This is a genomic window from Rhizobium sp. CIAT894 (genome assembly GCF_000172795.2).
Taxonomy (GTDB): domain Bacteria; phylum Pseudomonadota; class Alphaproteobacteria; order Rhizobiales; family Rhizobiaceae; genus Rhizobium.
This window is the reverse complement of the sequence record NZ_CP020947.1, coordinates 3,115,222-3,136,601: the sequence shown is the minus strand read 5'-3', so window position 1 is coordinate 3,136,601 and position 21,380 is coordinate 3,115,222. Positions and strand designations below refer to the sequence as shown.

The 21,380-nt window shown below is 60.6% G+C and carries 20 protein-coding genes; 8 read left to right on the top strand and 12 right to left on the bottom strand.

Annotated elements, in window-relative coordinates:
* The first annotated feature begins 115 nt into the window (after window positions 1–115).
* Window positions 116–2,029 (top strand): ABC transporter ATP-binding protein, encoded by a 1,914-nt coding sequence (locus tag RHEC894_RS15570; RefSeq protein ID WP_085737939.1) that lies wholly within the window; start codon window positions 116–118, stop codon window positions 2,027–2,029.
* Here RHEC894_RS15570 and RHEC894_RS15565 read toward each other — a convergent pair.
* Complete coding sequence (locus tag RHEC894_RS15565; protein WP_085737938.1) at window positions 1,985–2,917, bottom strand: endonuclease/exonuclease/phosphatase family protein; 933 nt, start codon at window positions 2,915–2,917, stop codon at window positions 1,985–1,987. The genes RHEC894_RS15570 and RHEC894_RS15565 overlap by 45 nt on opposite strands.
* Window positions 2,918–3,202: 285 nt before the next feature.
* Here RHEC894_RS15565 and petA point away from each other — a divergent pair, with 285 nt between their 5' ends.
* The 4 genes from petA to RHEC894_RS15545 all read left to right on the top strand — a co-directional run bounded on the left by petA (window position 3,203) and on the right by RHEC894_RS15545 (window position 6,749).
* Window positions 3,203–3,781: a ubiquinol-cytochrome c reductase iron-sulfur subunit gene (gene petA / locus RHEC894_RS15560; protein WP_085737937.1), complete on the top strand. Its 579-nt coding sequence runs from the start codon at window positions 3,203–3,205 to the stop codon at window positions 3,779–3,781.
* A gap of 14 nt (window positions 3,782–3,795) precedes the next feature.
* Entirely contained in the window at window positions 3,796–5,076 is a 1,281-nt protein-coding gene (locus tag RHEC894_RS15555) for a cytochrome b N-terminal domain-containing protein (RefSeq protein ID WP_085737936.1), read from the top strand.
* Window positions 5,077–5,101: 25 nt separating this feature from the next.
* A complete protein-coding gene (locus tag RHEC894_RS15550) occupies window positions 5,102–5,989 on the top strand; it encodes a cytochrome c1 (RefSeq protein ID WP_010068926.1) in 888 nt (295 codons plus the stop codon).
* Window positions 5,990–6,206: 217 nt separating this feature from the next.
* The gene (locus RHEC894_RS15545; RefSeq protein ID WP_085737935.1) at window positions 6,207–6,749 is read left to right on the top strand and encodes an adenine phosphoribosyltransferase; all 543 of its coding nucleotides are present in this window, start codon (window positions 6,207–6,209) and stop codon (window positions 6,747–6,749) included.
* Window positions 6,750–6,768: 19 nt separating this feature from the next.
* On the opposite strand, the gene RHEC894_RS15540 is transcribed toward RHEC894_RS15545, so the two are convergent.
* Together RHEC894_RS15540 and RHEC894_RS15535 are read right to left on the bottom strand one after the other, a co-directional pair.
* Window positions 6,769–7,236, bottom strand: a complete 468-nt coding sequence (locus RHEC894_RS15540; protein WP_085737934.1) for a MaoC family dehydratase — start codon at window positions 7,234–7,236, stop codon at window positions 6,769–6,771.
* Entirely contained in the window at window positions 7,233–7,721 is a 489-nt protein-coding gene (locus RHEC894_RS15535) for a MaoC family dehydratase (protein WP_085737933.1), read from the bottom strand. Before RHEC894_RS15535 ends, RHEC894_RS15540 begins: the two co-directional genes overlap by 4 nt.
* Before the next feature lie 190 nt (window positions 7,722–7,911).
* Between RHEC894_RS15535 and RHEC894_RS15530 the strand changes: the two genes are divergently transcribed.
* Complete coding sequence (locus tag RHEC894_RS15530) at window positions 7,912–8,982, top strand: hypothetical protein (RefSeq protein ID WP_085737932.1); 1,071 nt, start codon at window positions 7,912–7,914, stop codon at window positions 8,980–8,982.
* A 19-nt stretch (window positions 8,983–9,001) separates the two neighbouring features.
* Here RHEC894_RS15530 and ychF read toward each other — a convergent pair whose 3' ends face one another.
* A complete protein-coding gene (gene ychF, locus RHEC894_RS15525; protein ID WP_085737931.1) occupies window positions 9,002–10,105 on the bottom strand; it encodes a redox-regulated ATPase YchF in 1,104 nt (367 codons plus the stop codon).
* Between the two features lie 330 nt (window positions 10,106–10,435).
* Between ychF and clpS the strand changes: the two genes are divergently transcribed.
* Window positions 10,436–10,747: an ATP-dependent Clp protease adapter ClpS gene (gene clpS, locus RHEC894_RS15520; RefSeq protein ID WP_085739009.1), complete on the top strand. Its 312-nt coding sequence runs from the start codon at window positions 10,436–10,438 to the stop codon at window positions 10,745–10,747.
* A 7-nt stretch (window positions 10,748–10,754) separates the two neighbouring features.
* Here clpS and RHEC894_RS15515 read toward each other — a convergent pair whose 3' ends face one another.
* The 5 genes from RHEC894_RS15515 to RHEC894_RS15495 all read right to left on the bottom strand — a co-directional run bounded on the left by RHEC894_RS15515 (window position 10,755) and on the right by RHEC894_RS15495 (window position 15,964).
* Window positions 10,755–11,216, bottom strand: coding sequence for a GNAT family N-acetyltransferase (locus RHEC894_RS15515; protein ID WP_085737930.1), 462 nt, complete (start codon window positions 11,214–11,216; stop codon window positions 10,755–10,757).
* A complete protein-coding gene (gene pth / locus RHEC894_RS15510) occupies window positions 11,213–11,944 on the bottom strand; it encodes an aminoacyl-tRNA hydrolase (protein ID WP_085737929.1) in 732 nt (243 codons plus the stop codon). Before pth ends, RHEC894_RS15515 begins: the two co-directional genes overlap by 4 nt.
* An 87-nt stretch (window positions 11,945–12,031) precedes the next feature.
* Window positions 12,032–12,745: a transporter substrate-binding domain-containing protein gene (locus RHEC894_RS15505; protein ID WP_085739008.1), complete on the bottom strand. Its 714-nt coding sequence runs from the start codon at window positions 12,743–12,745 to the stop codon at window positions 12,032–12,034.
* 25 nt (window positions 12,746–12,770) lie between these two features.
* Window positions 12,771–15,122 carry an EAL domain-containing protein gene (locus RHEC894_RS15500; RefSeq protein WP_085737928.1) on the bottom strand — a complete coding sequence of 784 codons (2,352 nt, stop codon included), beginning with the start codon at window positions 15,120–15,122 and terminating at the stop codon, window positions 12,771–12,773.
* A 236-nt stretch (window positions 15,123–15,358) separates the two neighbouring features.
* The gene (locus RHEC894_RS15495) at window positions 15,359–15,964 is read right to left on the bottom strand and encodes a 50S ribosomal protein L25/general stress protein Ctc (protein ID WP_010069226.1); all 606 of its coding nucleotides are present in this window, start codon (window positions 15,962–15,964) and stop codon (window positions 15,359–15,361) included.
* A 415-nt stretch (window positions 15,965–16,379) separates the two neighbouring features.
* On the opposite strand from RHEC894_RS15495, the gene RHEC894_RS15490 reads away from it, so the two are divergent.
* Window positions 16,380–17,954, top strand: coding sequence for a hypothetical protein (locus RHEC894_RS15490; protein ID WP_010069225.1), 1,575 nt, complete (start codon window positions 16,380–16,382; stop codon window positions 17,952–17,954).
* A gap of 215 nt (window positions 17,955–18,169) precedes the next feature.
* Here RHEC894_RS15490 and RHEC894_RS15485 read toward each other — a convergent pair whose 3' ends face one another.
* The 3 genes from RHEC894_RS15485 to RHEC894_RS15475 all read right to left on the bottom strand — a co-directional run bounded on the left by RHEC894_RS15485 (window position 18,170) and on the right by RHEC894_RS15475 (window position 21,380).
* Entirely contained in the window at window positions 18,170–19,102 is a 933-nt protein-coding gene (locus tag RHEC894_RS15485) for a ribose-phosphate pyrophosphokinase (protein WP_085737927.1), read from the bottom strand.
* A gap of 105 nt (window positions 19,103–19,207) precedes the next feature.
* Window positions 19,208–20,020: a hypothetical protein gene (locus RHEC894_RS15480; protein WP_085737926.1), complete on the bottom strand. Its 813-nt coding sequence runs from the start codon at window positions 20,018–20,020 to the stop codon at window positions 19,208–19,210.
* 208 nt (window positions 20,021–20,228) lie between these two features.
* Window positions 20,229–21,380 carry a Xaa-Pro peptidase family protein gene (locus RHEC894_RS15475; protein WP_085737925.1) on the bottom strand — a complete coding sequence of 384 codons (1,152 nt, stop codon included), beginning with the start codon at window positions 21,378–21,380 and terminating at the stop codon, window positions 20,229–20,231.

The following is a 21,380-nucleotide window of genomic DNA, read 5'->3' as shown; positions in this document are numbered from 1 at the left end:
GGTTGGGGGGCAATCAATAGCGATGCCGCCGATGTTATCGATCATTACAAAAATATAAGGTTTGTCGGCATTCCATTCTCTTTGCCGGTCCTCCTAATCCGCCTATATCGCTTCCATGATCTTAAGCCCTATCCTACGCCTGTTCGAGACCTGGATCGATCCGTTTCGTCCGCGCGCCAATCTCCAGCCTCCGCGCTCGACGCTCGGATTCATCTGGTTCTATATCGGCCAGGCGAAGATGCCCTTCATCGCCATGCTCGTTCTCGGCGGCATGTCGGCGGCGATCGAGGCGGCGCTCTTCTGGTTCGTCGGACGGCTGGTCGATATCCTCGGCAGCATCACGCCCGGTACCGGCTGGAGCGGTCTTCTCGCAGCCCATGGCGGCGAGCTGTTCGGCATGCTCGCTCTCATCGGGATCGTGCGCTTCGTCGTCGCCTTCCTGATCGCGCTTGTTGACCAGCAGGTGATCACGCCTGGTTTTTACAATCTAGCACGTTGGCAATCCTATCTCCATGTCTCCCGGCAGTCTTTGTCGTTCTTCCAGAGCGATTTCTCCGGACGCATCGTCACCAAGGTCTGGTCGGCAGGGCAGGCGACCGGCGATCTCGTGACTTCGCTGATGGAAAGCGTCTGGTTCGTCGGCATTTATGCCGTCACGACGCTCGCGCTCGTCGCCCGGCTGGACTTTTCCCTCGCCGCCGTCGTGCTGTTCTGGCTTGGCGCCTTCGGCCTCCTTGCCCGCCACTTCGTTCCACGGATCCGCCATCATTCGCGCGAAACGGCGGAAGCCGCATCGATGCTGAACGGCCGGATGGTCGATTCCTACAGCAACATGCAGACGCTGAAGCTGTTTGCCCGCGATGAGGAGAGCGACCGCTACATGCGGCAGGGCTTCGACATCTATCAGGATACGGTGCTGCGCTTCACCCGGTTCATCACCGGTGTCCGGGCTTCGATGGCGCTGCTTTCCGGCCTGATGATCGTCACCATGGCGGGGCTGAGCGTCGATCTCTGGCTGCGCGGCCTAGTCAGCTCCGGGGCGGTGGCCTTCTCGCTGGCGCTGGTGCTCCGGCTGAACTTCCTGCTCGGACGGATGATGACGCAGTTCAACGGCATCATGCGCAATCTCGGCACCATCCAGAATGCCGCCGAGCTGATCTCCCAGCCGCTGGGGCTCGTCGATCGGCCCGATGCGAAGAGCCTGATGATCCGGCAGCCGGGCATTCGTTTCGACAATATTTCCTTCCGCTACGGCAAGGATCACCGGCCGGTCGTCGAAAATTTCTCGCTCACCATTCGCCCGGGGGAAAAGGTCGGGATCGTCGGCCGTTCCGGTGCCGGGAAATCGACGCTGATGAACCTCTTGCTGCGCCTCTACGATATTCAGGACGGCCGCATCCTCGTCGACGGCCAGGATATTTCGGCGGTGACACAGGAAACTCTCAGGATGCAGATCGGCGTCGTCAGCCAGGACACGTCGCTGCTGCATCGTTCGGTGCGCGACAATATCCTGTTCGGACGCCCGGATGCCGGCGAGGAACGGCTGGTCGAGGCAGCCCGGCGCGCCGAAGCCATCGATTTCATCGAGCGCCTGCAGGATCAGCAGGGCCGCAAAGGTTTCGATGCGCATGTCGGCGAACGCGGCGTCAAACTGTCGGGCGGGCAGCGCCAGCGTATTGCCATTGCCCGGGTCATGCTGAAGGACGCCCCGATCCTCGTTCTCGACGAAGCGACGTCGGCGCTCGATTCGGAAGTGGAAGAAGCGATCCAGTCCAATCTTCATCGGATCATGGAGGGCAAGACCGTGCTTGCCATCGCCCACCGGCTGTCGACGATTGCCGCACTCGACCGGCTGATCGTCGTCGATCTCGGCCGGATCATCGAGGAGGGCAGCCACGACGAACTGCTTCGCCGCGGCGGGCTATATGCCGAGCTCTGGGCGCGTCAGTCCGGCGGCTTCCTGGCGGCGGACGACGATCAGAACTCAGGGATCGACGACGAATTCCGCCATCAGGCCAAAATGATTTGAACCGAAACTGTCCTGGATGCGGCGGACAGATTTCAGCCGCAGCGGCGCTTTGCTGAAGACGTGATCGATCGGAATGCCGAAGGCGCCTGCCTTAATCGGCCATGTCGCCGGCTCCAGCGATACCGTGCCGAGGCCCTGGCCGCGCATGAGCCACTGCACGTCGGGCGCCAGGATCGAGGTATTGAAATCACCGGCAAGGACGAGCGGCCCCGGCAGGGAAGGAATGATCTCCGCGAGATCCCAGATCTCTAGGCCGTGGAATTCGTCATAATAGGGTTTGGTGAGGTGCGCCGCGAGGAAGTTGACCTTCTGACCATCGAAATCGATGGTCGATATCGTCAGCCGGTTGCGCCAGAGCAGGCCGAGGTTGCGGATGCGGGGTTCGATGAGCGGACGCTTGGACAGCACCAGCGTATCGCATTCCTGCATGCCGACGCCACAGCCGATGTAATAGGGATAGGTCTTCAAGAGCCGCGGCAGTTCCGACAAAACCGGTTCGGCCTCCAGGATGTTGACGACATCGGCGCCGGAGGCGATGGCCATGTCGGCGATTGCGCCGCCGTTCGCGAAATTATCGTTCTCGATATTGAAAGACATCAGCTTGAAGAGGGCCGGGCGGTTCTCTTCCACAGCGGGCTCGGCGAATTCGCGCATCATCATGACGCCGTGGACGGCAAGGACCACGGATACGCTCAGTGTCAGCACCCCATACCAGTGCCGCTTGACGAGAAGGGCTGCGATAGACGCCGCCGCTGCGGCCACCGCCAGATGGACCTGAAAGCTGTAAAAGAAGGACAGCAGATAGAAATCTCTGACGTAGCGCAGCGAGACGACGGCGAGGACGAGCGTCGTGAGGACGCTGAATACGCAAAAAATCGTGTCTCTCATTCGTTCCGGTCCGGCTCGCTGGCGTGGCTGCCATCGCGCCTATCACGGCGACCATTTTGTTGCAATGCAGCATAGTGGCAAGCTTGTGTTTGCCTTAAAAAAATCCTCGGAAATTCCCGCGACATTGTGCCCTCGTCCCCTTGCCAAGGCTGGACATAATTTGCGATCAAGCTTAGAACGCGCCGGATTGCCGGGGAATCTATGGCCGAATTGTGTCCAGATCGATTCGCCGGCAGAGGGGGCAGGGCGGAATTCCGCAATAATTGCGCAGAGGATGGTTAGGCCGTGAGCGAACACGTAACGACAAGCGAGGCTTCGACAGAGCCTACTCGCCGTGATTTCCTTTATCTCACCACTGGTATGGCGGGCGCTGTCGGCGCCGTTTCGGTTGCCTGGCCGTTTATCGACCAGATGCGCCCGGATGCATCGACACTGGCACTTGCCTCTATCGAAGTCGATGTTGCGAGCCTCGAGCCCGGCATGTCGTTGACGGTCAAGTGGCGCGGCAAGCCGATCTTCATCCGCAATCGTACGCCTGAGGAAGTGAAGGCTGCCGCCGATGTTCCGCTGGCGGATCTCAAGGATCCGATCGCCCGCAATGCGAACCTTCCGCCTGAAGCTCAGGCAACCGGTGTCGACCGTTCCGGCGGCAAGGACAAGGAAAACTGGATCGTCATGATCGGCACCTGCACCCATCTCGGCTGCGTTCCGCTCGGTCAGGCCGGCGAATACAATGGTTGGTTCTGTCCCTGCCATGGCTCGGTCTACGATACGGCCGGCCGCATCCGTAAGGGTCCTGCGCCGCAGAACCTGGCGATTCCGACCTTTTCATTTATATCCGATACCAAAATCAAGATCGGTTGAGGGGAGACTGATTAATGAGTGGCCATTCCAGCTACGAGCCGTCAACCGGCCTTGAGAAATGGGTCGATGCGCGCCTGCCTTTGCCGCGCATGGTCTATGACAGCTTCATCGCCTATCCGGTTCCCAGAAACCTGAATTATGCCTATACTTTCGGCGCCATGCTCGCCGTCATGCTGATCGTGCAGATCCTGACGGGCGTTACGCTCGCCATGCATTATGCCGCCGACACGACGCTGGCTTTCAACTCCGTTGAAAAGATCATGCGCGACGTCAACCACGGCTGGCTGCTGCGCTACATGCATGCCAACGGCGCCTCGTTCTTCTTCGTCGCCGTCTACCTGCACATCGCCCGCGGTCTTTATTACGGTTCCTACAAGGCGCCGCGCGAAATCCTCTGGATCCTCGGCGTCGTCATCTATCTGCTGATGATGGCGACCGGCTTCATGGGTTATGTTCTGCCTTGGGGGCAGATGTCCTTCTGGGGCGCGACCGTCATTACCGGCTTCTTCTCGGCCTTCCCGCTGGTCGGCGAATGGATCCAGCAGTTCCTGCTTGGCGGCTTTGCCGTCGATCAGCCGACGTTGAACCGCTTCTTCTCGCTGCATTACCTGCTGCCCTTCATGATCGCCGGCGTTGTCGTCCTGCATATCTGGGCGCTGCATGTCACCGGCCAGACCAACCCGACGGGCGTCGAGGTCAAGACGAAAACCGATACGGTGCGCTTCACGCCCTATGCGACGATGAAGGATGCGCTCGGCGTCTCGATCTTCCTGCTGGTCTATGCCTATTTCGTCTTCTACCTGCCGAACTTCCTCGGTCATGCCGACAACTACATTCCGGCCGACCCGTTGAAGACGCCCGCCCACATCGTTCCGGAATGGTACTTCCTGCCGTTCTATGCGATGCTGCGTTCGATCACCTTCAATGTCGGCCCGATCGATTCCAAGCTCGGCGGCGTGCTGGTGATGTTCGGTGCGATCATCGTGCTGTTCTTCCTGCCCTGGCTCGACACCTCCAAGGTTCGCTCGGCCGTCTACCGTCCCTGGTACAAGCTCTTCTACTGGCTGTTCGTGATCAATGCGATCATACTCGGCTGGCTCGGCTCGCAGCCGGCGGAAGGCTTGTTCACGACGATCTCGCAGATCTGCACGCTGCTCTACTTCGCTTTCTTCCTGGTCGCGATGCCAGTTCTTGGCTTGGTGGAAACGCCGCGCCGCATCCCGAACTCGATCACCGAAGCGGTGCTCGAAAAGCGCAACAAGACAGCAGCCGCCGGTGCGGCGGCCAATGCGTAAGCGAGCGACGGAAGGAAACGGAAATATGAAAACGCTTGTTGCAAGCATTCTGCCGCTCGCCTTCGCGGCTCTTCTCGGCAGCGCCGCCCTCGCTGAGGAAGCGGCGCCCGCGAACGGAGCAGCACCCGCGGCCCATCACGAGGAAGGCGCGACGCCGCACTATCCGCTGAAGGAGCCTAAGGAGGAAGAGTGGACTTTTGCCGGTCCGTTCGGTCATTACGACAAGGCTCAGCTTCAGCGCGGCCTCAAGGTCTACACCGAAGTCTGTTCCGCCTGCCATTCGATGAACCTGGTGCCGTTCCGCATGCTCGGCGAGCTTGGTTATTCCGAGGCGCAGGTGAAGGCTTTCGCCGCAAACTACGAGGTCCAGGACGGGCCGAATGCGGCCGGCGAGATGTTTACCCGAAAGGCGGTCCCTTCCGACCACTTCCCGGCGCCTTTCGCCAATGCCGAAGCCGCCGCCGCGTCCAACAATGGTGCGGTTCCGCCGGACTTTTCGCTGATCGCCAAGGCCCGCGAAGTCGAGCGCGGCTTCCCGCGTTTTGTCGGCGACATCTTCACGCAGTATCAGGAAAACGGCCCGGATTACATCCACGCGCTGCTGACCGGCTATGAAGAGCCGCCGGCCGGGTTCCAGGTGCCGCAGGGTGGGCACTATAACCCGTATTTCCATGCCGCTGCCGTTCTCGCCATGCCGAAGCCGCTCTCCGACGGCCAGGTGACCTATGACGACGGCGCGCCGGCGACTGTCGACCAGTATTCGAGAGATGTCTCCGCCTTCTTGATGTGGGCCGCCGAGCCGCATCTCGAGGAGCGCAAGCGCACCGGCTTCATGGTCATGATCTTCCTGGCAATCTTCACGCTGCTGATCTACCTGACGAAGCGCTCGGTCTACGCCAACAAGGATCACTGAGCTTTCCCGACGAACATTCAAAAGGCGGCCTCGGCCGCCTTTTTTGTTGGTTCCGCCCCTGGCAATTGATAGAGTGCGGCCAGTTTCTTGCCCTAAAGCGCGTCGCGATCTTGCAGATTCGCTTGGCCCACACTTTAGGTTTTGGTTTTGCGCATGTCGTCGGCGCAAAACCGCTCCACACTTTGCGCGACATGCTTTAGCAGAATACGGACTTTCCATGGACAATACGACTTCGGAGCTTGCGGCCAGCATCCGCTCCATTACAGACTACCCCAAGCCCGGCATCATCTTCCGCGACATTACCACGCTGCTCGGCAACCCGCGGGCTTTCCGCCGGGCAGTCGACGAACTCGTACAGCCCTATGCCGGCACGAAGATCGACAAGATCGCCGGCATGGAGGCGCGCGGCTTCATCCTCGGCGGTGCGGTGGCGCATCAGCTTTCCTCCGGCTTCGTGCCGATCCGCAAGAAGGGCAAGCTGCCGCACGACACCGTGCGCATCGCCTATAGTCTGGAATATGGCGTCGACGAAATGGAGATGCACCGCGATGCGGTTCAGCCCGGCGAGAAGGTGATCCTGGTCGACGACCTGATCGCCACCGGCGGCACGGCCGTCGGCGCGACGAAACTGCTGCGTCAGATCGGCGCGGAGGTGGTGGGTGCCTGCTTCGTGATCGACCTGCCGGATCTCGGCGGCCGCAGGAAGCTGGAAGAGCTCGGTGTCAACGTGCACACGCTGGTCGAATTCTCCGGCCACTGAGCAGGATCCTACGCCCGCGTCAGTCGAATTCCAGCACGCCGCTTTCGAAGCGCATGACGGGATCGCCGTTCTGATTGACGCCCTCGCAGAGGATGGTGTTGAGGTGCCAGCCCGGCCGCGACGCGAGCGGCCGGCTGGAGAGGAGGGCGACGGAATAGGTCACGACGTCGCCCGGGAAGATCGGCCGCAGCCATTGCAGTTTCTGGAAGCCCGGCGAGGGACCGAGGTTCGGCGCCGTCAGGCCCTTTTGCGCAAGCGCGACGGCCTGGCTTTTCCAGAAGGCGAGGAAAGTCTGCATCCAGGCGGCGGTGGTGTGCCAGCCCGAGGCGCAAAGGCCGCCGAAGAGAGTATCTTTGGCCGCTTCCTTGTCGATGTGAAAACGCTGCGGATCGTAGCGTCCAGCAAAACGAATGATGTTTTCCTCGGTGAAGGTGTAGCTGCCGATCTCGGCCTTTTCGCCGACGGCGTAAAGTTCGGACATTCTCATGCCAATGCCTCCGGGCTCATGGGAATGCCCGGCGCGGCGCGCATGCGGATCATGACCGAATTCTCCGAGAGACAAACAAGCTCGCCGCGCTGGTTTTCCAGCGCGTGGCGGAACTTGGCGATGCCGATGCCGGGACGCGAGCGCATCGGCCGGGCTTCGAGTACGGTCGAGTGGCCCTGCAGCGTATCGCCTGCCAGCACCGGCTTTCGCCATTCCATCAGATCGATGCCCGGCGCCCCCTCGCAGAGCGCGTGCAGGATATAGCTGTCTGCCATCATGCGCATCAGCATCGCAGACGTATGCCAGCCGGAGGCGGCAAGCCCCCCGAGAATGCTGGCGCGGCCGGCGGCCTCATCGACATGCATCGGCTGCGGGTCGAATTCGCTGGCGAATTCGATGATTTCTTCGGCAAGCACCAGCTTGGGGCCGAGAGGGAAACGGCGTCCGGGTTCAAAATCCTCGAAAGACAGCTTTTCTACCGACATTCGTTCCCCCGCCATATGCAGCGCCTAGAACAGGATGTTTAGGCCGGTCGGCCTAAAATCTGAATTCTGTTCTACATTAAAGAGTTAGAGCATGATGTCGCCGGAAACCGCTTACACTTTTCGGCATCATGCTCTAGTGCTTACAACAGCATCCGCGCGGGCTCAAACGATTCCGGGGAGATAACCGGCTATGACGGAACTAAAGTCGATCCTAGACGAGGCGGTGCGCCGAGAGCTGATTTCACCGGAAGCGGGCGGGAGCCTTTTGCCTTTCCTCATCGAGCGCGGCGTGGCCGTCGCCGGGGCGCCTGTCATCGCCGCCGAGGAGCAGGCCTGGTCGGATACGGAGACGCCGCGTTTCGTGCGAGGCTTCCACGATGTGCTCATCACCATCGGCGTTATCGTGGCGCTCGTCGGCCTCTGGGGTCTTGCGCCGCTTTACGCGGTGCCGCCCGCCATCATCGTGCTTTCGGAAATCCTGGTGCACCGCCAGCGGCTCGCCTTGCCGGCCGTCAGCCTGACGATCGCGCTGTTCTGCTGGATATTTTTGCTGATGTCCCGCGTCCTCACGCCCTGGACCTCCGAAATCGGGGCTGATCTGACACAGTTCGTTGCCGGCTTCCCGATTCTTCTCGGCGTCTACTATGCCCGCTATCGTGTGCCCCTGGCGCTGGCGCTTTCGATCATGTCGACGCTTGCCTTCGTGCTCACCCTGCTTTTGCGCCTGGTGCAATGGCTCAGCGGCAACCCCGCATTTTTCGTCGACCATCTTGCGGTGCTGGCTGCGGTTTCTCTCGTCTGCGCGCTCGGCCTCTTCGCGACGGCGCTCTACTTCGACCTCGGCGACCGGCTGCGCCGGACGACTCGGTCGGACATCGCTTTCTGGCTGCACCTCGGCGCGGCGCCGGCGCTGCTCTACAGCACTGTTTCACTGCTGTCTCTCGGGGAAGGCGGCCGTATCTTTGATCCGACGAATATGTCGGCCCGGACGCCTGTGGTCGTCGCGACGGTGGCGGTGCTGATGCTGATCGGCCTCGTCATCGACCGCCGCGCCTTCGTCACGTCGGGGCTGCTGTCGCTCGGCGTTGCGATCTTCAGCGTCTTCCGGCACGGGAGCGCCACGGTCGACACCTATATCTTCACGACGCTGATTGTCGTCGGCGCGATCGTATTGATCATCGGCACCGGCTGGATGCCGCTTCGACGGCAGGTGCTGCGCGCACTGCCGCCGGCAATCGCAAACAGGCTGCCGCCGGGTTGAGGCGGCAGCGGTCCTTTATTTAGGTATTGAAACGGAAGTGGATGACGTCGCCGTCCTGGACGACGTATTCCTTGCCTTCGTCGCGCGCCTTGCCGGCATCCTTGGCGCCGACTTCGCCGTTGAACTTGATGTAGTCGTCATAGGCGATGGTGTTGGCGCGGATGAAGCCGCGCTCGAAATCGGAATGGATGACGCCGGCGGCCTGCGGCGCCTTCGTGCCGCGCTCGATCGTCCAGGCGCGCGTTTCCTTCGGACCGACGGTAAAATAGGTGATGAGGTGGAGCAGCTTGTAGCCGGCGCGAATCAGCCGGTCGAGACCGGCCTCATCAAGATCGAGGGCGGAGAGGAATTCCTTGGCCTCCTCCTCGGGAAGCTGGGCCACCTCAGCCTCGATCGCCGCCGAGATGACGACGGTTTCGGCGCCCTGTTCCCTGGCCATGGCGGCGACGGCCTCGGTGAATTCATTGCCGGTCGAAGCCTCGGCCTCGGCGACGTTGCAGACGTAGAGCACCGGATGCGAGGTCAAAAGGTTGAGCCCCTTGAGGATGGCGATTTCCTCGGCATCCAGCGTCGACAGCAGTGTGCGCACCGGCTTGCCTTCATTGAGCAGCTTCAGCGACGCTTCCATGATCGGCAGCATCGCCATGGAATCCTTGTCCTTGCTGGTGGCGCGCTTGCGCGTCTGCTCGGTGCGGCGCTCCAGGCTTTCGAGGTCGGCGAGCATCAGCTCGGTCTCGATCGTCTCGGCATCGGCGACGGGATTGATGCGGCCTTCGACATGGGTAATGTCGCTGTCTTCGAAGCAGCGCAGCACATGGACGATGGCATCGACTTCGCGGATATTGGCGAGGAACTGGTTGCCGAGGCCTTCACCCTTCGATGCGCCGCGCACCAGGCCGGCGATGTCGACGAAGGAGATGCGGGTCGGGATCAGTTCCTTCGACTTGGCGATGTCGGCAAGCTTGCGCATGCGCGGATCGGGCACGGCGACTTCGCCGGTGTTCGGCTCGATGGTGCAGAAGGGATAATTCGCCGCCTGTGCCGCCGCCGTTTTGGTGAGCGCGTTGAAGAGGGTCGATTTGCCGACGTTCGGCAGACCGACGATGCCGCATTTGAAGCCCATGGCTATAACCTGCTGTTCTTGAATTCCTTGCTGGTGCCTATGGGATAAAGGAGCAATATGGTCAAGTCTTAGAGAGGTTTTAGCGTCGCTCACTTGCCGACCAATCCGTGCTGACCTATTGTTAAAAGCGACGGAGATTTCGGCGCATTGCGGATTTCACCGGGATGTGTCCTCGCTCAGATGCAATTGACCCCATCGATGTCGCAGCCGGCGAGCAGTTCTGCTCGTTTGAAGCTTGGAGCCGCGACGGCTGACTACTGAAATTTGTCATCGACTGATTGGCTGTGTTGAAGATTGCTGACCCCATGTCATCAACGGGTGGATTTTCCGATGAGTGACAATGACGTTGCCCTGAAACCGAAGATCAAGGTGAAGCCGAAGCTCGACAAGCCGAAGCTCTACAAGGTCATCCTCGTCAATGACGATTATACCCCACGCGAATTCGTCATCGTGATCCTGAAGTCCGTCTTCCGCATGAGCGAGGAGACAGGCTACAAGGTGATGATGACGGCGCACAAGCTCGGCTCCTGCGTGGTGGTGGTCTGCGCCAGGGACATTGCCGAGACCAAGGCTAAGGAAGGCATCGACCTTGCCAAGGAGATGGGCTTTCCGCTGATGTTCACGACCGAGCCGGAGGAATAACTCGGGTTCAGCGCCGGCGGATCTGATATCCGGTCTTATCCCGCATGAAGCCGCAATTCTCGTAGAAGCGATGCGTCGCCGGATTCGTCGAGCCGGTAAGCAGCATCACCTTGTAGCAGCCGACCTTCCAGGCCTCGGTCACCGCATGGCCGATGACGGCGCCGGCATAACCGCGCTGGCGGTGATCGGCGTGGGTGACGACGTTTTCGATGAGCGCATAGGAAGCGCCGTTCCGCGTCAGGTTGGGCACGACGATCAGCGTGGCGGTGGCGGCGGCAACATCACCGGCAAAGCCGATGAATACGGTCATGCCCGGCTGGGCGAGGATGGTCAAGAACAGCTCTTCGGCCATGGCCTTATCGAGAACCGGATCGGCCGGGTTTAAATGCTGATAGAGCATGGCCAGCCCGGGAAGGTCGCCGGCGGCGGCGGCACGGATGGCGAAATTCTGATCCGGCACCGGCCTCATTCGCCTTTGTTACCGAACATCTTCTTCAGAATATCGGCCATCGGGCCGGTGGCCAGCACCTTCGGCTGATTGTGATTGCGGGCCTGATGGATATGCGACTGGCCGGCCGGCTTCTTTTCGGACGTCTTGCTGTCTTTCCGCGGCTTCTCCTCTTCGGCCTTGCCGCCGAGCGCCAGCGCGATCTTGTTCATCAGCTGCGAATCTTCGTTTCGCACCAGCATGTCGGCATTGTCGGCAAGCGTCTCGAGAAGCGGCTCCAGCCAGGCCCTGTCGGCCTTGGCGAAATCGCCGAGCACGTGGTTCTGCACCATTTCCTTGACGCCGGGATGGCCGATGCCGAGGCGCAGCCGCCGGTATTCCTTGCCGCAATGGGCGTCCAGCGACTTGATGCCATTGTGGCCGCCATGGCCGCCGCCGGTCTTCAGCCGGGCTTTGCCCTGGGGAAGGTCGAGTTCGTCGTAGATTGCCACAAGATCGGCGGGCTGGAGTTTGTAGAATCGCATCGCTTCGCCGACGGCCTCGCCGGAGAGGTTCATGAAGGTCTGCGGCTTGATCAGCAACACCTTTTCGCCGCCAAGCTCGCCCTCGGCGATTTCGGCCCTGAACTTCTTCGACCAGGGCGAGAAGCTGTGGCGCCGATGAATGGCGTCGACGGCCATGAAGCCGATATTGTGGCGGTTGCCGGCGTATTTGCCGCCGGGATTGCCGAGACCTGCGATGATCAGCATGGTCGGTCTTCCCTCGCTAGAACTTCCCGCCGTTCACCATCTGGAAATGAACCCAAAGTCAAGTCGAAAGGGCAGTGTCCGTCGAAGTCACTCCGACAGGTTCATGCCGTATTTCTGGAAGATCTGCTTCTGGTCGCCATCGGCGATCAGCTTGTCCAGGGCCGCCTGCATCTTGGCGAGCAGGTCGTCCGGAAAGCTCTTCTCGCAGGCGATGCTCATCGGCTGGGCGGAGAGCACGGTCACGATCTCCACCGGCTGGTCGGCCTTCAGCTTGTCGAAGTAGAGTTCGGAGATCGGCATCATGTCGATGCGCCCGCCGAGCAGCTTGCGCAGCGTCGCATTGAAGTCGCTGGCGACATCGAGTTTGGTGAAGCCCTTCTCCTTGAGGATGGTCTCTGTGTAATCCTCGCGCTGAGTGCCGACCGTGTATTTCTTCGCCTCTTCCAGATTGGCGGCGGTAACACCCGAGCCCTTGCGGGTAATCAGGATGTTACGATCCATGAGCAGCGGCTCGACCCATTTGAACAGGGGGTCGCGCGCGCTGTTGTGGGCAGTCACGAAGACACAGGTCATCGGTGCGGTGCGGGCAAGGCTGAAGGCGCGCGCCCAGGGCATGATCTCGATCGTGTAGTCGACGCCGATCGCGGCCATTATCTTTTCGACCTGCTCGACAGTCGCGCCTTTGATCTCCTTGCCGTCCCGATAGTTGAAGGGGGCATAGTCCTCGGTTGTGAAGGTCACCGTTTGCGCATGGGCGGTGCAGGGCAGCGCCAGGCATGCGAGAAGCAGGAGCTTTTTCATCGTCATCATCTCCTTTATCCTTCGTTCAAGAGGCCCGTGCGACTGCCGATTGCAAGGCCATCAGTTCCTCGATGAGTACGGCAGCGTGCTGCGGACGGTGGAAGAGGTAGCCCTGGCCATAATCAAGCCCCATCTGGTGGAGCGTGCGGCATTCCTCTTCTGTCTCGATGCCCTCGGCGATGACGGTGCAGTTCATCTTGTGCGAGAGCGTGGTAATGCCTTCGATCAGCATGCGGCTCTTCTGGCGCACGTCGTCGTCACCATCGTTGATCGCGCGGGTGAAGGACTGGTCGATCTTGATGATATCGACGGGGAAGCGGTTGAGATAGCTTAGCGACGAATAGCCGGTGCCGAAATCGTCCAGCGCGATGCGGCAGCCGAAATGGCGAAGCTCCGTGACGATCATGCGGATTTGCGGGTTGTCGTGCATCAGCACGGCTTCCGTGATCTCGACGACGATGCGTTCAGGGCGGATGCCATGGCGACCGACGATCGCGGCAAGGCGGGCCGGCAGCGCCGGCTCGAACTGCAGCGGCGAGAAATTGATGGCGAGATAGGTATCCTGCATGCCTGATATGCGGGAAATCTTCGCGAGATTGGCGATCGCCTTTTCCATGATGACGTTGCCGACGCGGACGATCTTTGCCGTCTCTTCGGCGACGCTGATGATCTCGGCCGGCGGCATCAAGCCCTTCTGCGGATGGTTGAGGCGCATCAGCGCTTCGAAACCGGCAATGCCGCGACCGTTCAGATTGACGATCGGCTGCAGGAAGGCCTCGAACCAGTTGTCGACGAGGCCGGCTTCGATATTGGCTTCGATCTCGGCGCGGCTGCGGGCGCGGTCGAGCATGGCGTTGTCGAAGAGTTGCGCGCCATTCTTGCCGTCGCGCTTCTTCGCATACATCGCCAGGTCGGATTTCTGCAGCAGCTCGGCCGCGGTTGCGGCATGGTGCGGATAAATGGCGATGCCGACGGAAGCACTTAGATGCATGTCGGGGGCGAACGGCGTTTCGAAGATCGAGGCGATCTGCTCGCACATCATCCTGGCGCGTTTTTCGGCGTCCTTGGCCGGCAGCAAGATGGCAAATTCGTCGCCGCCGAGACGCGCTGCCTCATCGGAGGGGGCAAGAAAGGTCTTCAGGCGCTCGACAAGTTCGACCAGCGCCATGTCGCCGGCGGCATGGCCCATATTGTCGTTGATCCACTTGAAGCGATCGAGATCGACGAAGAGGCAGGCAAGCTCCTGGCCGGCCGCGTCGGCGGCGGCGATCTTGCTGTCGAGGACGGCTTCGAAGCCCTGGCGATTGAGGAGCCCGGTCAGATGATCGGTGATCGCCTGGCGGTGATTGCGGTCCTCGGATGCCTTGAGTTCGGTCACATCGGTCATGACCGATAGCGAGAGGCGATCGTGAGCGCCGGCTTCCGCCTCCGATTCCATGATGAGGACGTCCATGGTGCGGCCATCCAGGCAGACGAACTTGACGGTGACGGTCATGCCGGTTTCGGCCTGGCGTCGCCTGACGAACTTGTCGCGGGTGGCCGATGTGACGAGATCGGCGAAGTTGCGGCCGATGACGGCAGCGCGGTTATAACCCGTGGCAAGCAGCCAGTAGTCGCTGACGGCGGTGATGCGGTCTTCCTCATCGAGTGAGAAGAGCATGGCGGGCGTCAGATTATAGATGTCGGTGGCGCGGCGGTGGGCGAGCTTCAGCTCCTTTTCTTCGCTTTCAAGCTTTGTCTGCATCTCATTGAAGCTGCGGGCAAGCCGTCCCATCTCGTCGTTCGACTGCCAGTCGACATGATGACGGGAGCCCAACTGGCGGGTGGCCTCGATCGCCGCGGTCAGCCGCATAAGCGGCTGAATGACGAAGAACCGGTTGCCGATCAGTGCCGTGCCGAAAACGGCCAGGACGGCGAAGATGAAGATCGAGATGAAGACGACTTCTTCCTGCTTCAGGCCGGAAAACAGGCCGAGCGCGGGATAATAAACGCTGATGCTGCCGAGGTTCTTCGGGCCGTCGACGGTGTTGTAGATGATGGCGCGCGACACCTGCACGAGCTTGCCGTCGAAGGAGCGCGGAATGGTGGACTGGCTGACGTCGAGCTGACCCGACTGATCGCGCACTTCGACCTTGACGATGGCGCCCTGGGAAACGACCGTCGCGCTGATCTGCGTGACGCTTTCCTCATCGAGATCCCAGAGCGGCTTTGCCAGCGCCTGGGCATTGGCGACAAGAAGAACGGAAATATGGTCGCGTATTTCCTTATCGGCCCGTTCCGAGGAAAGAAAAAGGAAGAGAACAAAGAGAGGAGCGACAAAAACAAGCAGCGCTCCGCAAACAATCCCAAAAAATCTGTTCTCAACGGAATTGTCCATGGTTCCGTTTACTCCCCCAGGCCGGCCATATTTGCTGTCGCGCGTTCGGGCAGGCTTCATCGCGGCTGACGGGGCATGCTTTCACGAATATATTAAATTTGCTGAAACGGAGGCCTTTTTCGGGCAATGAAAAACCCGCCTTCCCGGTGAATTGGCTCCTGAAAGTTGAACGACAACCTTTCAGGGGCCAGTTCACGGGAAAGCGGGCCGCATGCTTTACAAATTGGTCGAAGCGATCAGGCTTCGGCTCCACCTTCAGCAGCTTCATCAATGCCGCCAGCCGGGGCAATGATGGTCGCGATCGTGAAGTCGCGGTCGATGACCGTCGTGACGCCCTTCGGAAGGGTGACTTCCGAAATATGGATGCTGTCGCCGATCTTCTTGCCGTTGAGGTCAACGTTGAAGAATTCAGGGATCGCGTCGGCCGGGCAATGGACTTCGACTTCGTGACGGACGATGTTCAGAACGCCGCCGACCTTGATGCCCGGGGACTTCTCTTCGTTGATGAAGTGAACGGGGATTTCGACGGTCACCTGGGTGTTGCCGGAGACGCGCAGAAAATCGACGTGCATCGTGAAGTCACGGACCGGATCGAGCTGGTAGTCCTTCGGCAGAACCTTGAACTTCTTGCCGTCGACTTCGATCGTTGCCACGGTGGTCATGAAACCACCAGCGTGAATGCGCTTCGTCACCTCATTGGTGTTGAGAGCGATGGCAATGGGGGCCTGCTTGTCACCATAGATGACAGCGGGAATCAAACCGTTGCGGCGAAGTTCACGGGCGGACCCCTTACCAACCCGTTCGCGCGCCTCGGCCTTGAGCTCGTAAGTTTCCTGGCTCATGGCTATTCCTTTCGAGGTTATTTGGAGAGTTCAGCGGTGGGCGAAAGCCTTGTTCCGACGAACCGGAGGCGGGTATAACCCAGCCTCATCCGCGTTGCCTCCAAGGGTGTCTACGCGGACCGGTGGCCTATATTATAAGTCGCTCGGAAAGGCAAGTTGCGGATTGCGGTGATTTTTCGCCGATGTACAGGCTTTCGCCTGGGCGCTCAATTGTCGAGACGGCAAATCTGCTGGGATCGATTGCTTGCTTCCACACCTTCCGTTTCAACCAGAAGAACCTCGTTGAATTATTCGCAATCCACGCCTGCCCGCGCGGCAAATTGCCAGCACCTGCCGCCACTTGGCTTGACATCTGCGCGGTTGCCATCTTTGGATGGCCGCAAATCAAAAAAGCGGCTGAGGAGAAAAACAGACTATGCGTCTCAAACTTGTCACGGCAACGAGCATGCTTGCCCTTTGCCTTTTCACCACGGCCGAGGGCGCGGAGATCAACCAGGACGGCGCCAATGCGGTCAAGGAGACTTTGACGAAGCTGCTTCCGGCCGACCTGGCGAAGAGCGGCCTTATATCAGTCAATCCGGCGGGCGCGCGCTACGAAGTCATTTACGATCTGGCCAAGCTGCTTGCCAAAGCCGATCCGGCGAAGTTCACGATCAAAGGGCTGACACCGTTTTCGATGTTCGCCACGCCGCTCGACAGCGGGCTCTGGAACATCGAAGGTGACAACAAGTTCGACGTCTCCGGCCACTTCAAAGGTCCGGATCAGAAGCCGACGGATTTCACCTATTCCATCGCTTCGCTTGTTTATTCCGGCGTCTTCGACCCCGCCATCAGCTATCTGCGCTCGGGCACCTTCGCGGCCAAGGACATCAAGATATCAAGCAAGTCCGAAACCGAAGAGGTTCATGCCACCATCGCCGGCATGGACCAGAAGCTGAGTTCGTCGGACAGTGCGGGCGGCAACGGACGCGTCGATTTTGTCGGCACCGGCTCGATGTCGGGTTTCGTCGAGCAGGTTTCCGGCCTGCAAATGCCGCCTGTTGAATTCCGAGCCGGCTCGATCAATGCCGAGGCCAAAGTGAACGGTCTGCCGGCAAAACAGATTCGCGAGATGGTCTTCTTCGTGCTCGACCATCTCGATGAAGATAAGTTGAGCCCGGAGAACAGCGACAAGCTCAAGGGATTTGTGAAGGAGGCCTTCCCGCTTCTGACCTTGTTCAGCGAGACGATCGGGGTCAACGATCTGACCGTCAGCAGCGAGATGGGCAAGGGCGGCGCCAAGGCCTTCGGCTACAACCTCGCCATCGACGGGCCGAGTGACGCCATGCGTTTCGGTTTCGGCATGAACGCGCAGGAGATCAATCTGGACACGCCGCTGATGCCGGCAACCTATTCGGCCTTCATGCCCACCAGCTTCGATTTCCAGCTTGCTCTTCCGAACCTGGATTTCGCAAGCTTTGGTGACGCCCTCATGGCAGCGGATTTCAATGATCCGGCACCGGAAAAGACCGGCGAGGAGATGTCGAAGAAGCTCTTCCGCGACGGTCGGCTCACCGTCGAGTTTCCCAAGATCAGCGCCAAGTCGCAGGTCTATGATGTCGATATGACGGGCAAGATCGAGGGGCGGGTCGATAGCCAGAAGGACTATTCGATGGAGGCGACGATTCTTGCCCGCGATCTCGACAAGACGATCGCCGCGATTCAGGAACTCGCAAAGACGGATCCCGACCTCAACCAGGTTTCCTTCGGCATCATGATGGTGAAGGGCTTTGCCAAGACCGACGCGGACGGCCGTTCGCGCTGGGACATCAGCGTCAGCCGCGATGGTTCCGTGGCGGTCAACGGCCAGCAGATCAAGGGACCGGATGGTCCGGATCAGGGGCTGGAGACAGACCAGGAGCAGGATCAAGATCAGGGACTGGAGCCAGATCAGGAGCAGGAGCAGGATCAGGGGCAGGACGCGGTGCCTGCGCAGCCGCAGCAGCCTTGAGGTTTTTCAATCTGGATCAGAAATGAAGAGGCCGGCCTTGTGCCGGCCTTTTTGCATCAACGACCGGCGTGACGGCTTATTCCGGGCTTGGGCGGTCAAGGCATGCGGCTGCGCGACGATCAACGGCCAGCAATTCATGCGTCTCGGAGAGCATGCCGGCAACTGCTCTTTCATCTGATGCAGAAATTGAAAGAGCCGGCGAATGCCGGCTCTTTTTAATCGAAGAGGCTGGAGACGGACTCTTCCTGCGCCGTTCGGCTGATGGCTTCGCCGATCAGCGGCGCCGTCGTGACAATGCGGATATTGGGTGCGGAGAGCACGGCCGTTGTCGGCTGGATCGAATCTGTGATGACCAGTTCGCGCAGCTTCGAGGACGTGACGCGGGTGACTGCGCCGCCGGAGAGGACGCCATGGGTGATATAGGCGGTGACGCTGGATGCGCCCTGGGCCAACATCGCGTCGGCAGCGTTGCAGAGCGTGCCGCCGGAATCGACGATGTCGTCGATCAGCAGACAGTCCTTGCCGGTTATGTCGCCGATGATATTCATCACTTCGGATTCACCCGGCCGATCGCGACGTTTGTCGACAATGGCCAGAAGACAGTCCAGCCGCTTGGCAAGCGCGCGGGCGCGAACCACACCACCGACGTCAGGCGAGACGACCACGACGTTGCTGAGGTCATAATGGCTTTTGATGTCGCGCGTCAGCACGGGCATGGCAAAGAGATTGTCTGTAGGTATATCGAAGAAGCCCTGGATCTGCCCGGCATGGAGGTCGAGCGTCATGACGCGGTCGGCGCCAGCTTCGGTAATCAGGTTTGCGACCAGCTTGGCGGAGATCGGTGTGCGGCCTGAAGCACGACGGTCCTGACGGGCATAGCCGAAATAGGGAAGGACGGCCGTGATGCGGCGTGCCGACGAACGACGCATCGCGTCGATCATGATCAGCAGTTCCATCAAGTGGTCGTTGGCAGGAAAGGCGGTGGGCTGCACGAGGAAAACGTCCTCGCCGCGCACATTCTCCTGGATTTCCACGAAGATTTCCTGATCGGCAAACCTTCGGACACTGGCTTTCCCCAAGGGAACATTGAGATAGGTGCAGATCGCTTCGGCGAGTTGCCGGTTCGAATTGCCTGCGAAAACCTTCATTTTGGTCCGCCTGTTATGCGCTGATAGCCGCGCTTTTTAGCCAGCTTCCCCGTGAATGCAAGGGCAAAGGCGCCACAGGCTCTCATATTTGCAAAAAGTTTGTGACTAACCGCCCTGCGTCTGCCGCCAGGAGGAGAATTCCGCGATGGTTTTCGAGCCGATCTGCTGCATCACCGAGGCCGGAACGCCGGCCCAGGGATCGGCTGCGGCCGTCGGCACGCTTTCCTGCCCCTGGATGCGGTGCAGGCGGCCGCCGCCACTGTCGAGAATATCCCAGACATAGACGACGGTGACCTTGCCGTCGTCGCTGAAGGCGGAGAGATAGCCTTTGAGGATGTAGTCGCTGCTCGCATCCGTCGAGCTTTTGATAGACAGGCCGTGCGCGCGAGCCTCGGAGCCGAGCTGGCGCGAAAGGGGGGTGACCGCCTGAACCGGTGCGCCGATGATCGGTAGGAAGCGCACGGTATTGCCGCGAGCGGACGAGGGACCGGGGTTGAGAGCGGCGGTTTGCCGAGGCTGCTGGGTCTCGGCCGCCGGAGCGGCAGGTTCACCGTCGCTTGACGGCGGCGGCAGCGACTGTCCTTCGATCGGGGCGGAGGCGGCGGGCGAGGAATCGTTGCGCGACAAAGCATCGGCTTGCGCCTGCATCGTCGTCGGGGGCGCACCGGAGCCGGGCCGATAGGCTCGCTGCGTTTGGTCGTAGGCCGGGTGATAGCCGCCCTGCCGTGTATTTGCGGCGAAGGCCGGCTGGCGGGTGCCTGCCAGGCTTTCAGCCTCGCTTTGCGTGACCGGGTTCGACGGCACGCTCGCTGAGGAATCACCAATGTCGACCAGCGGCGTCAGTGCATCGGTGGTATTGCAGGCGGTCAGCAGAGCCGTGACGACCAGGAGCGTGGGCACAATCGCAGCTCGCGTCATCCCTTGATCCGTCCTTCCCACAATCGCATCAGCCCCGCCCGAATTTATGCGGGCGGGCAAGGTCCTCTGTCAATTCCGGATTCTAAAGCGCGTCGCATTAGACTTGATTCATGCGACGCGCTTTAGCTCTTTGTTTTTATGCATGTCGTTCTCCCGGAACCGCTGCACACTTCCGGGCGACATGCGTCAGCCAGGGCAAGCTCGATCTTTAAAGCCCGATGAAATCGAGCGGGTGGCGGGACAGCGTGCGCGGGGCATCCGCTGTCGTCAGATAGGTCTGCCCGAGCGTCATCGCCGTGCCCGTATCGGAATCAGCGATGATCATGTGCACGAAGAGCGACATGTTCGGCTCGATCGGCTGCGGATTGCCGACATGGAACATCTGGTGCTCCATCCAGGAAGGGGAGAAGCGGGCGCCGAGCGAATAGCCGCAGGCATTCAGCCGATGGCGGGCAAGGCCGCGCTCGTCGATGATCCTGGCATGCATGTCGAAGACATCGCCGAAGGTATGGCCGGGCTTCAGCACTGTCTCGATCGCCTCGATGGTCTCGCGGCAGGCATTGTAGAGTTCGCGGTGGCGGTGCGTCGGCTCGCCGATGACGATCGTGCGCATCATGGCAGCATGGTAATGCGCATAAGCACCGGCCCATTCGAGCGTCAGCTGGTCGTTGGCGTCGAGCTTGCGGCGGCCGGCCTTGTAGCGGCAGAGCAGGGCATCGGCGGCGGAGCCGATGATGAACTCGTTGGCGGGATAGTCGCCGCCGCCGGAAAAGATCGCGCCCTGCATGGCGGCGAGGATATCGGCCTCGTCGGCGCCTGACTTGGTCAGCCGGATCGCCGCATCGAGTGCGTCGTCAGCGAGAACGGCGGCGCGCTCGACATAGGCGACCTCCGTCGGGCTCTTGACCAGGCGCAGGCGGCTGACGAGGTAGGACGCGTCGACGATCTGGCCGAAAGCGGTCAGCTGAGCGTCGAGCAGGCGGGCGACGCGGCCGGTCATGCCGTGCGTATCATATTCGACACCGATCCGGGCGCCGAGCAGATCCATCTCGACCAGCAGGTTCTTCAGGTCGAGCGTCGGATCGGCGTTGACCCGGTCCACCCAGACGTGGATATCCTCGATGATCGAGGTGTGCCTCGCCTGGCGAAGATCGGCCGAGCGGGTGATCAGCGCCATGGTGCCGTCGCTCTTGACCACCAGCGTCTGGAAGAAGCAGTAGCCGAAGGTGTCGTAGCCGGTCAGCCAGTACATGCTTTCCTGAGCGAAGAGCAGCAGGGCGTCGAGCTTTTCTTCCTTCATCTTCTCGGTGAGACGCGCAAGCCGGCTTGCGAACTCGGCCTTTTCGAAGTGGAGTGCCAT

What these genes read in the sequence shown, in the direction of transcription:
- RHEC894_RS15570 (WP_085737939.1), top strand. Translation starts at nt 116, where the DNA reads ATGATCTTAAGCCCTATCCTACGCCTGTTCGAGACCTGGATCGATCCG.
- RHEC894_RS15565 (WP_085737938.1), bottom strand. Translation starts at nt 2,917, where the DNA reads ATGAGAGACACGATTTTTTGCGTATTCAGCGTCCTCACGACGCTCGTC.
- RHEC894_RS15555 (WP_085737936.1), top strand. Translation starts at nt 3,796, where the DNA reads ATGAGTGGCCATTCCAGCTACGAGCCGTCAACCGGCCTTGAGAAATGG.
- RHEC894_RS15550 (WP_010068926.1), top strand. Translation starts at nt 5,102, where the DNA reads ATGAAAACGCTTGTTGCAAGCATTCTGCCGCTCGCCTTCGCGGCTCTT.
- RHEC894_RS15545 (WP_085737935.1), top strand. Translation starts at nt 6,207, where the DNA reads ATGGACAATACGACTTCGGAGCTTGCGGCCAGCATCCGCTCCATTACA.
- RHEC894_RS15540 (WP_085737934.1), bottom strand. Translation starts at nt 7,236, where the DNA reads ATGAGAATGTCCGAACTTTACGCCGTCGGCGAAAAGGCCGAGATCGGC.
- RHEC894_RS15535 (WP_085737933.1), bottom strand. Translation starts at nt 7,721, where the DNA reads ATGTCGGTAGAAAAGCTGTCTTTCGAGGATTTTGAACCCGGACGCCGT.
- RHEC894_RS15530 (WP_085737932.1), top strand. Translation starts at nt 7,912, where the DNA reads ATGACGGAACTAAAGTCGATCCTAGACGAGGCGGTGCGCCGAGAGCTG.
- ychF (WP_085737931.1), bottom strand. Translation starts at nt 10,105, where the DNA reads ATGGGCTTCAAATGCGGCATCGTCGGTCTGCCGAACGTCGGCAAATCG.
- clpS (WP_085739009.1), top strand. Translation starts at nt 10,436, where the DNA reads ATGAGTGACAATGACGTTGCCCTGAAACCGAAGATCAAGGTGAAGCCG.
- RHEC894_RS15515 (WP_085737930.1), bottom strand. Translation starts at nt 11,216, where the DNA reads ATGAGGCCGGTGCCGGATCAGAATTTCGCCATCCGTGCCGCCGCCGCC.
- pth (WP_085737929.1), bottom strand. Translation starts at nt 11,944, where the DNA reads ATGCTGATCATCGCAGGTCTCGGCAATCCCGGCGGCAAATACGCCGGC.
- RHEC894_RS15505 (WP_085739008.1), bottom strand. Translation starts at nt 12,745, where the DNA reads ATGAAAAAGCTCCTGCTTCTCGCATGCCTGGCGCTGCCCTGCACCGCC.
- RHEC894_RS15500 (WP_085737928.1), bottom strand. Translation starts at nt 15,122, where the DNA reads ATGGACAATTCCGTTGAGAACAGATTTTTTGGGATTGTTTGCGGAGCG.
- RHEC894_RS15495 (WP_010069226.1), bottom strand. Translation starts at nt 15,964, where the DNA reads ATGAGCCAGGAAACTTACGAGCTCAAGGCCGAGGCGCGCGAACGGGTT.
- RHEC894_RS15490 (WP_010069225.1), top strand. Translation starts at nt 16,380, where the DNA reads ATGCGTCTCAAACTTGTCACGGCAACGAGCATGCTTGCCCTTTGCCTT.
- RHEC894_RS15485 (WP_085737927.1), bottom strand. Translation starts at nt 19,102, where the DNA reads ATGAAGGTTTTCGCAGGCAATTCGAACCGGCAACTCGCCGAAGCGATC.
- RHEC894_RS15480 (WP_085737926.1), bottom strand. Translation starts at nt 20,020, where the DNA reads ATGACGCGAGCTGCGATTGTGCCCACGCTCCTGGTCGTCACGGCTCTG.
- RHEC894_RS15475 (WP_085737925.1), bottom strand. Translation starts at nt 21,380, where the DNA reads ATGGCACTCCACTTCGAAAAGGCCGAGTTCGCAAGCCGGCTTGCGCGT.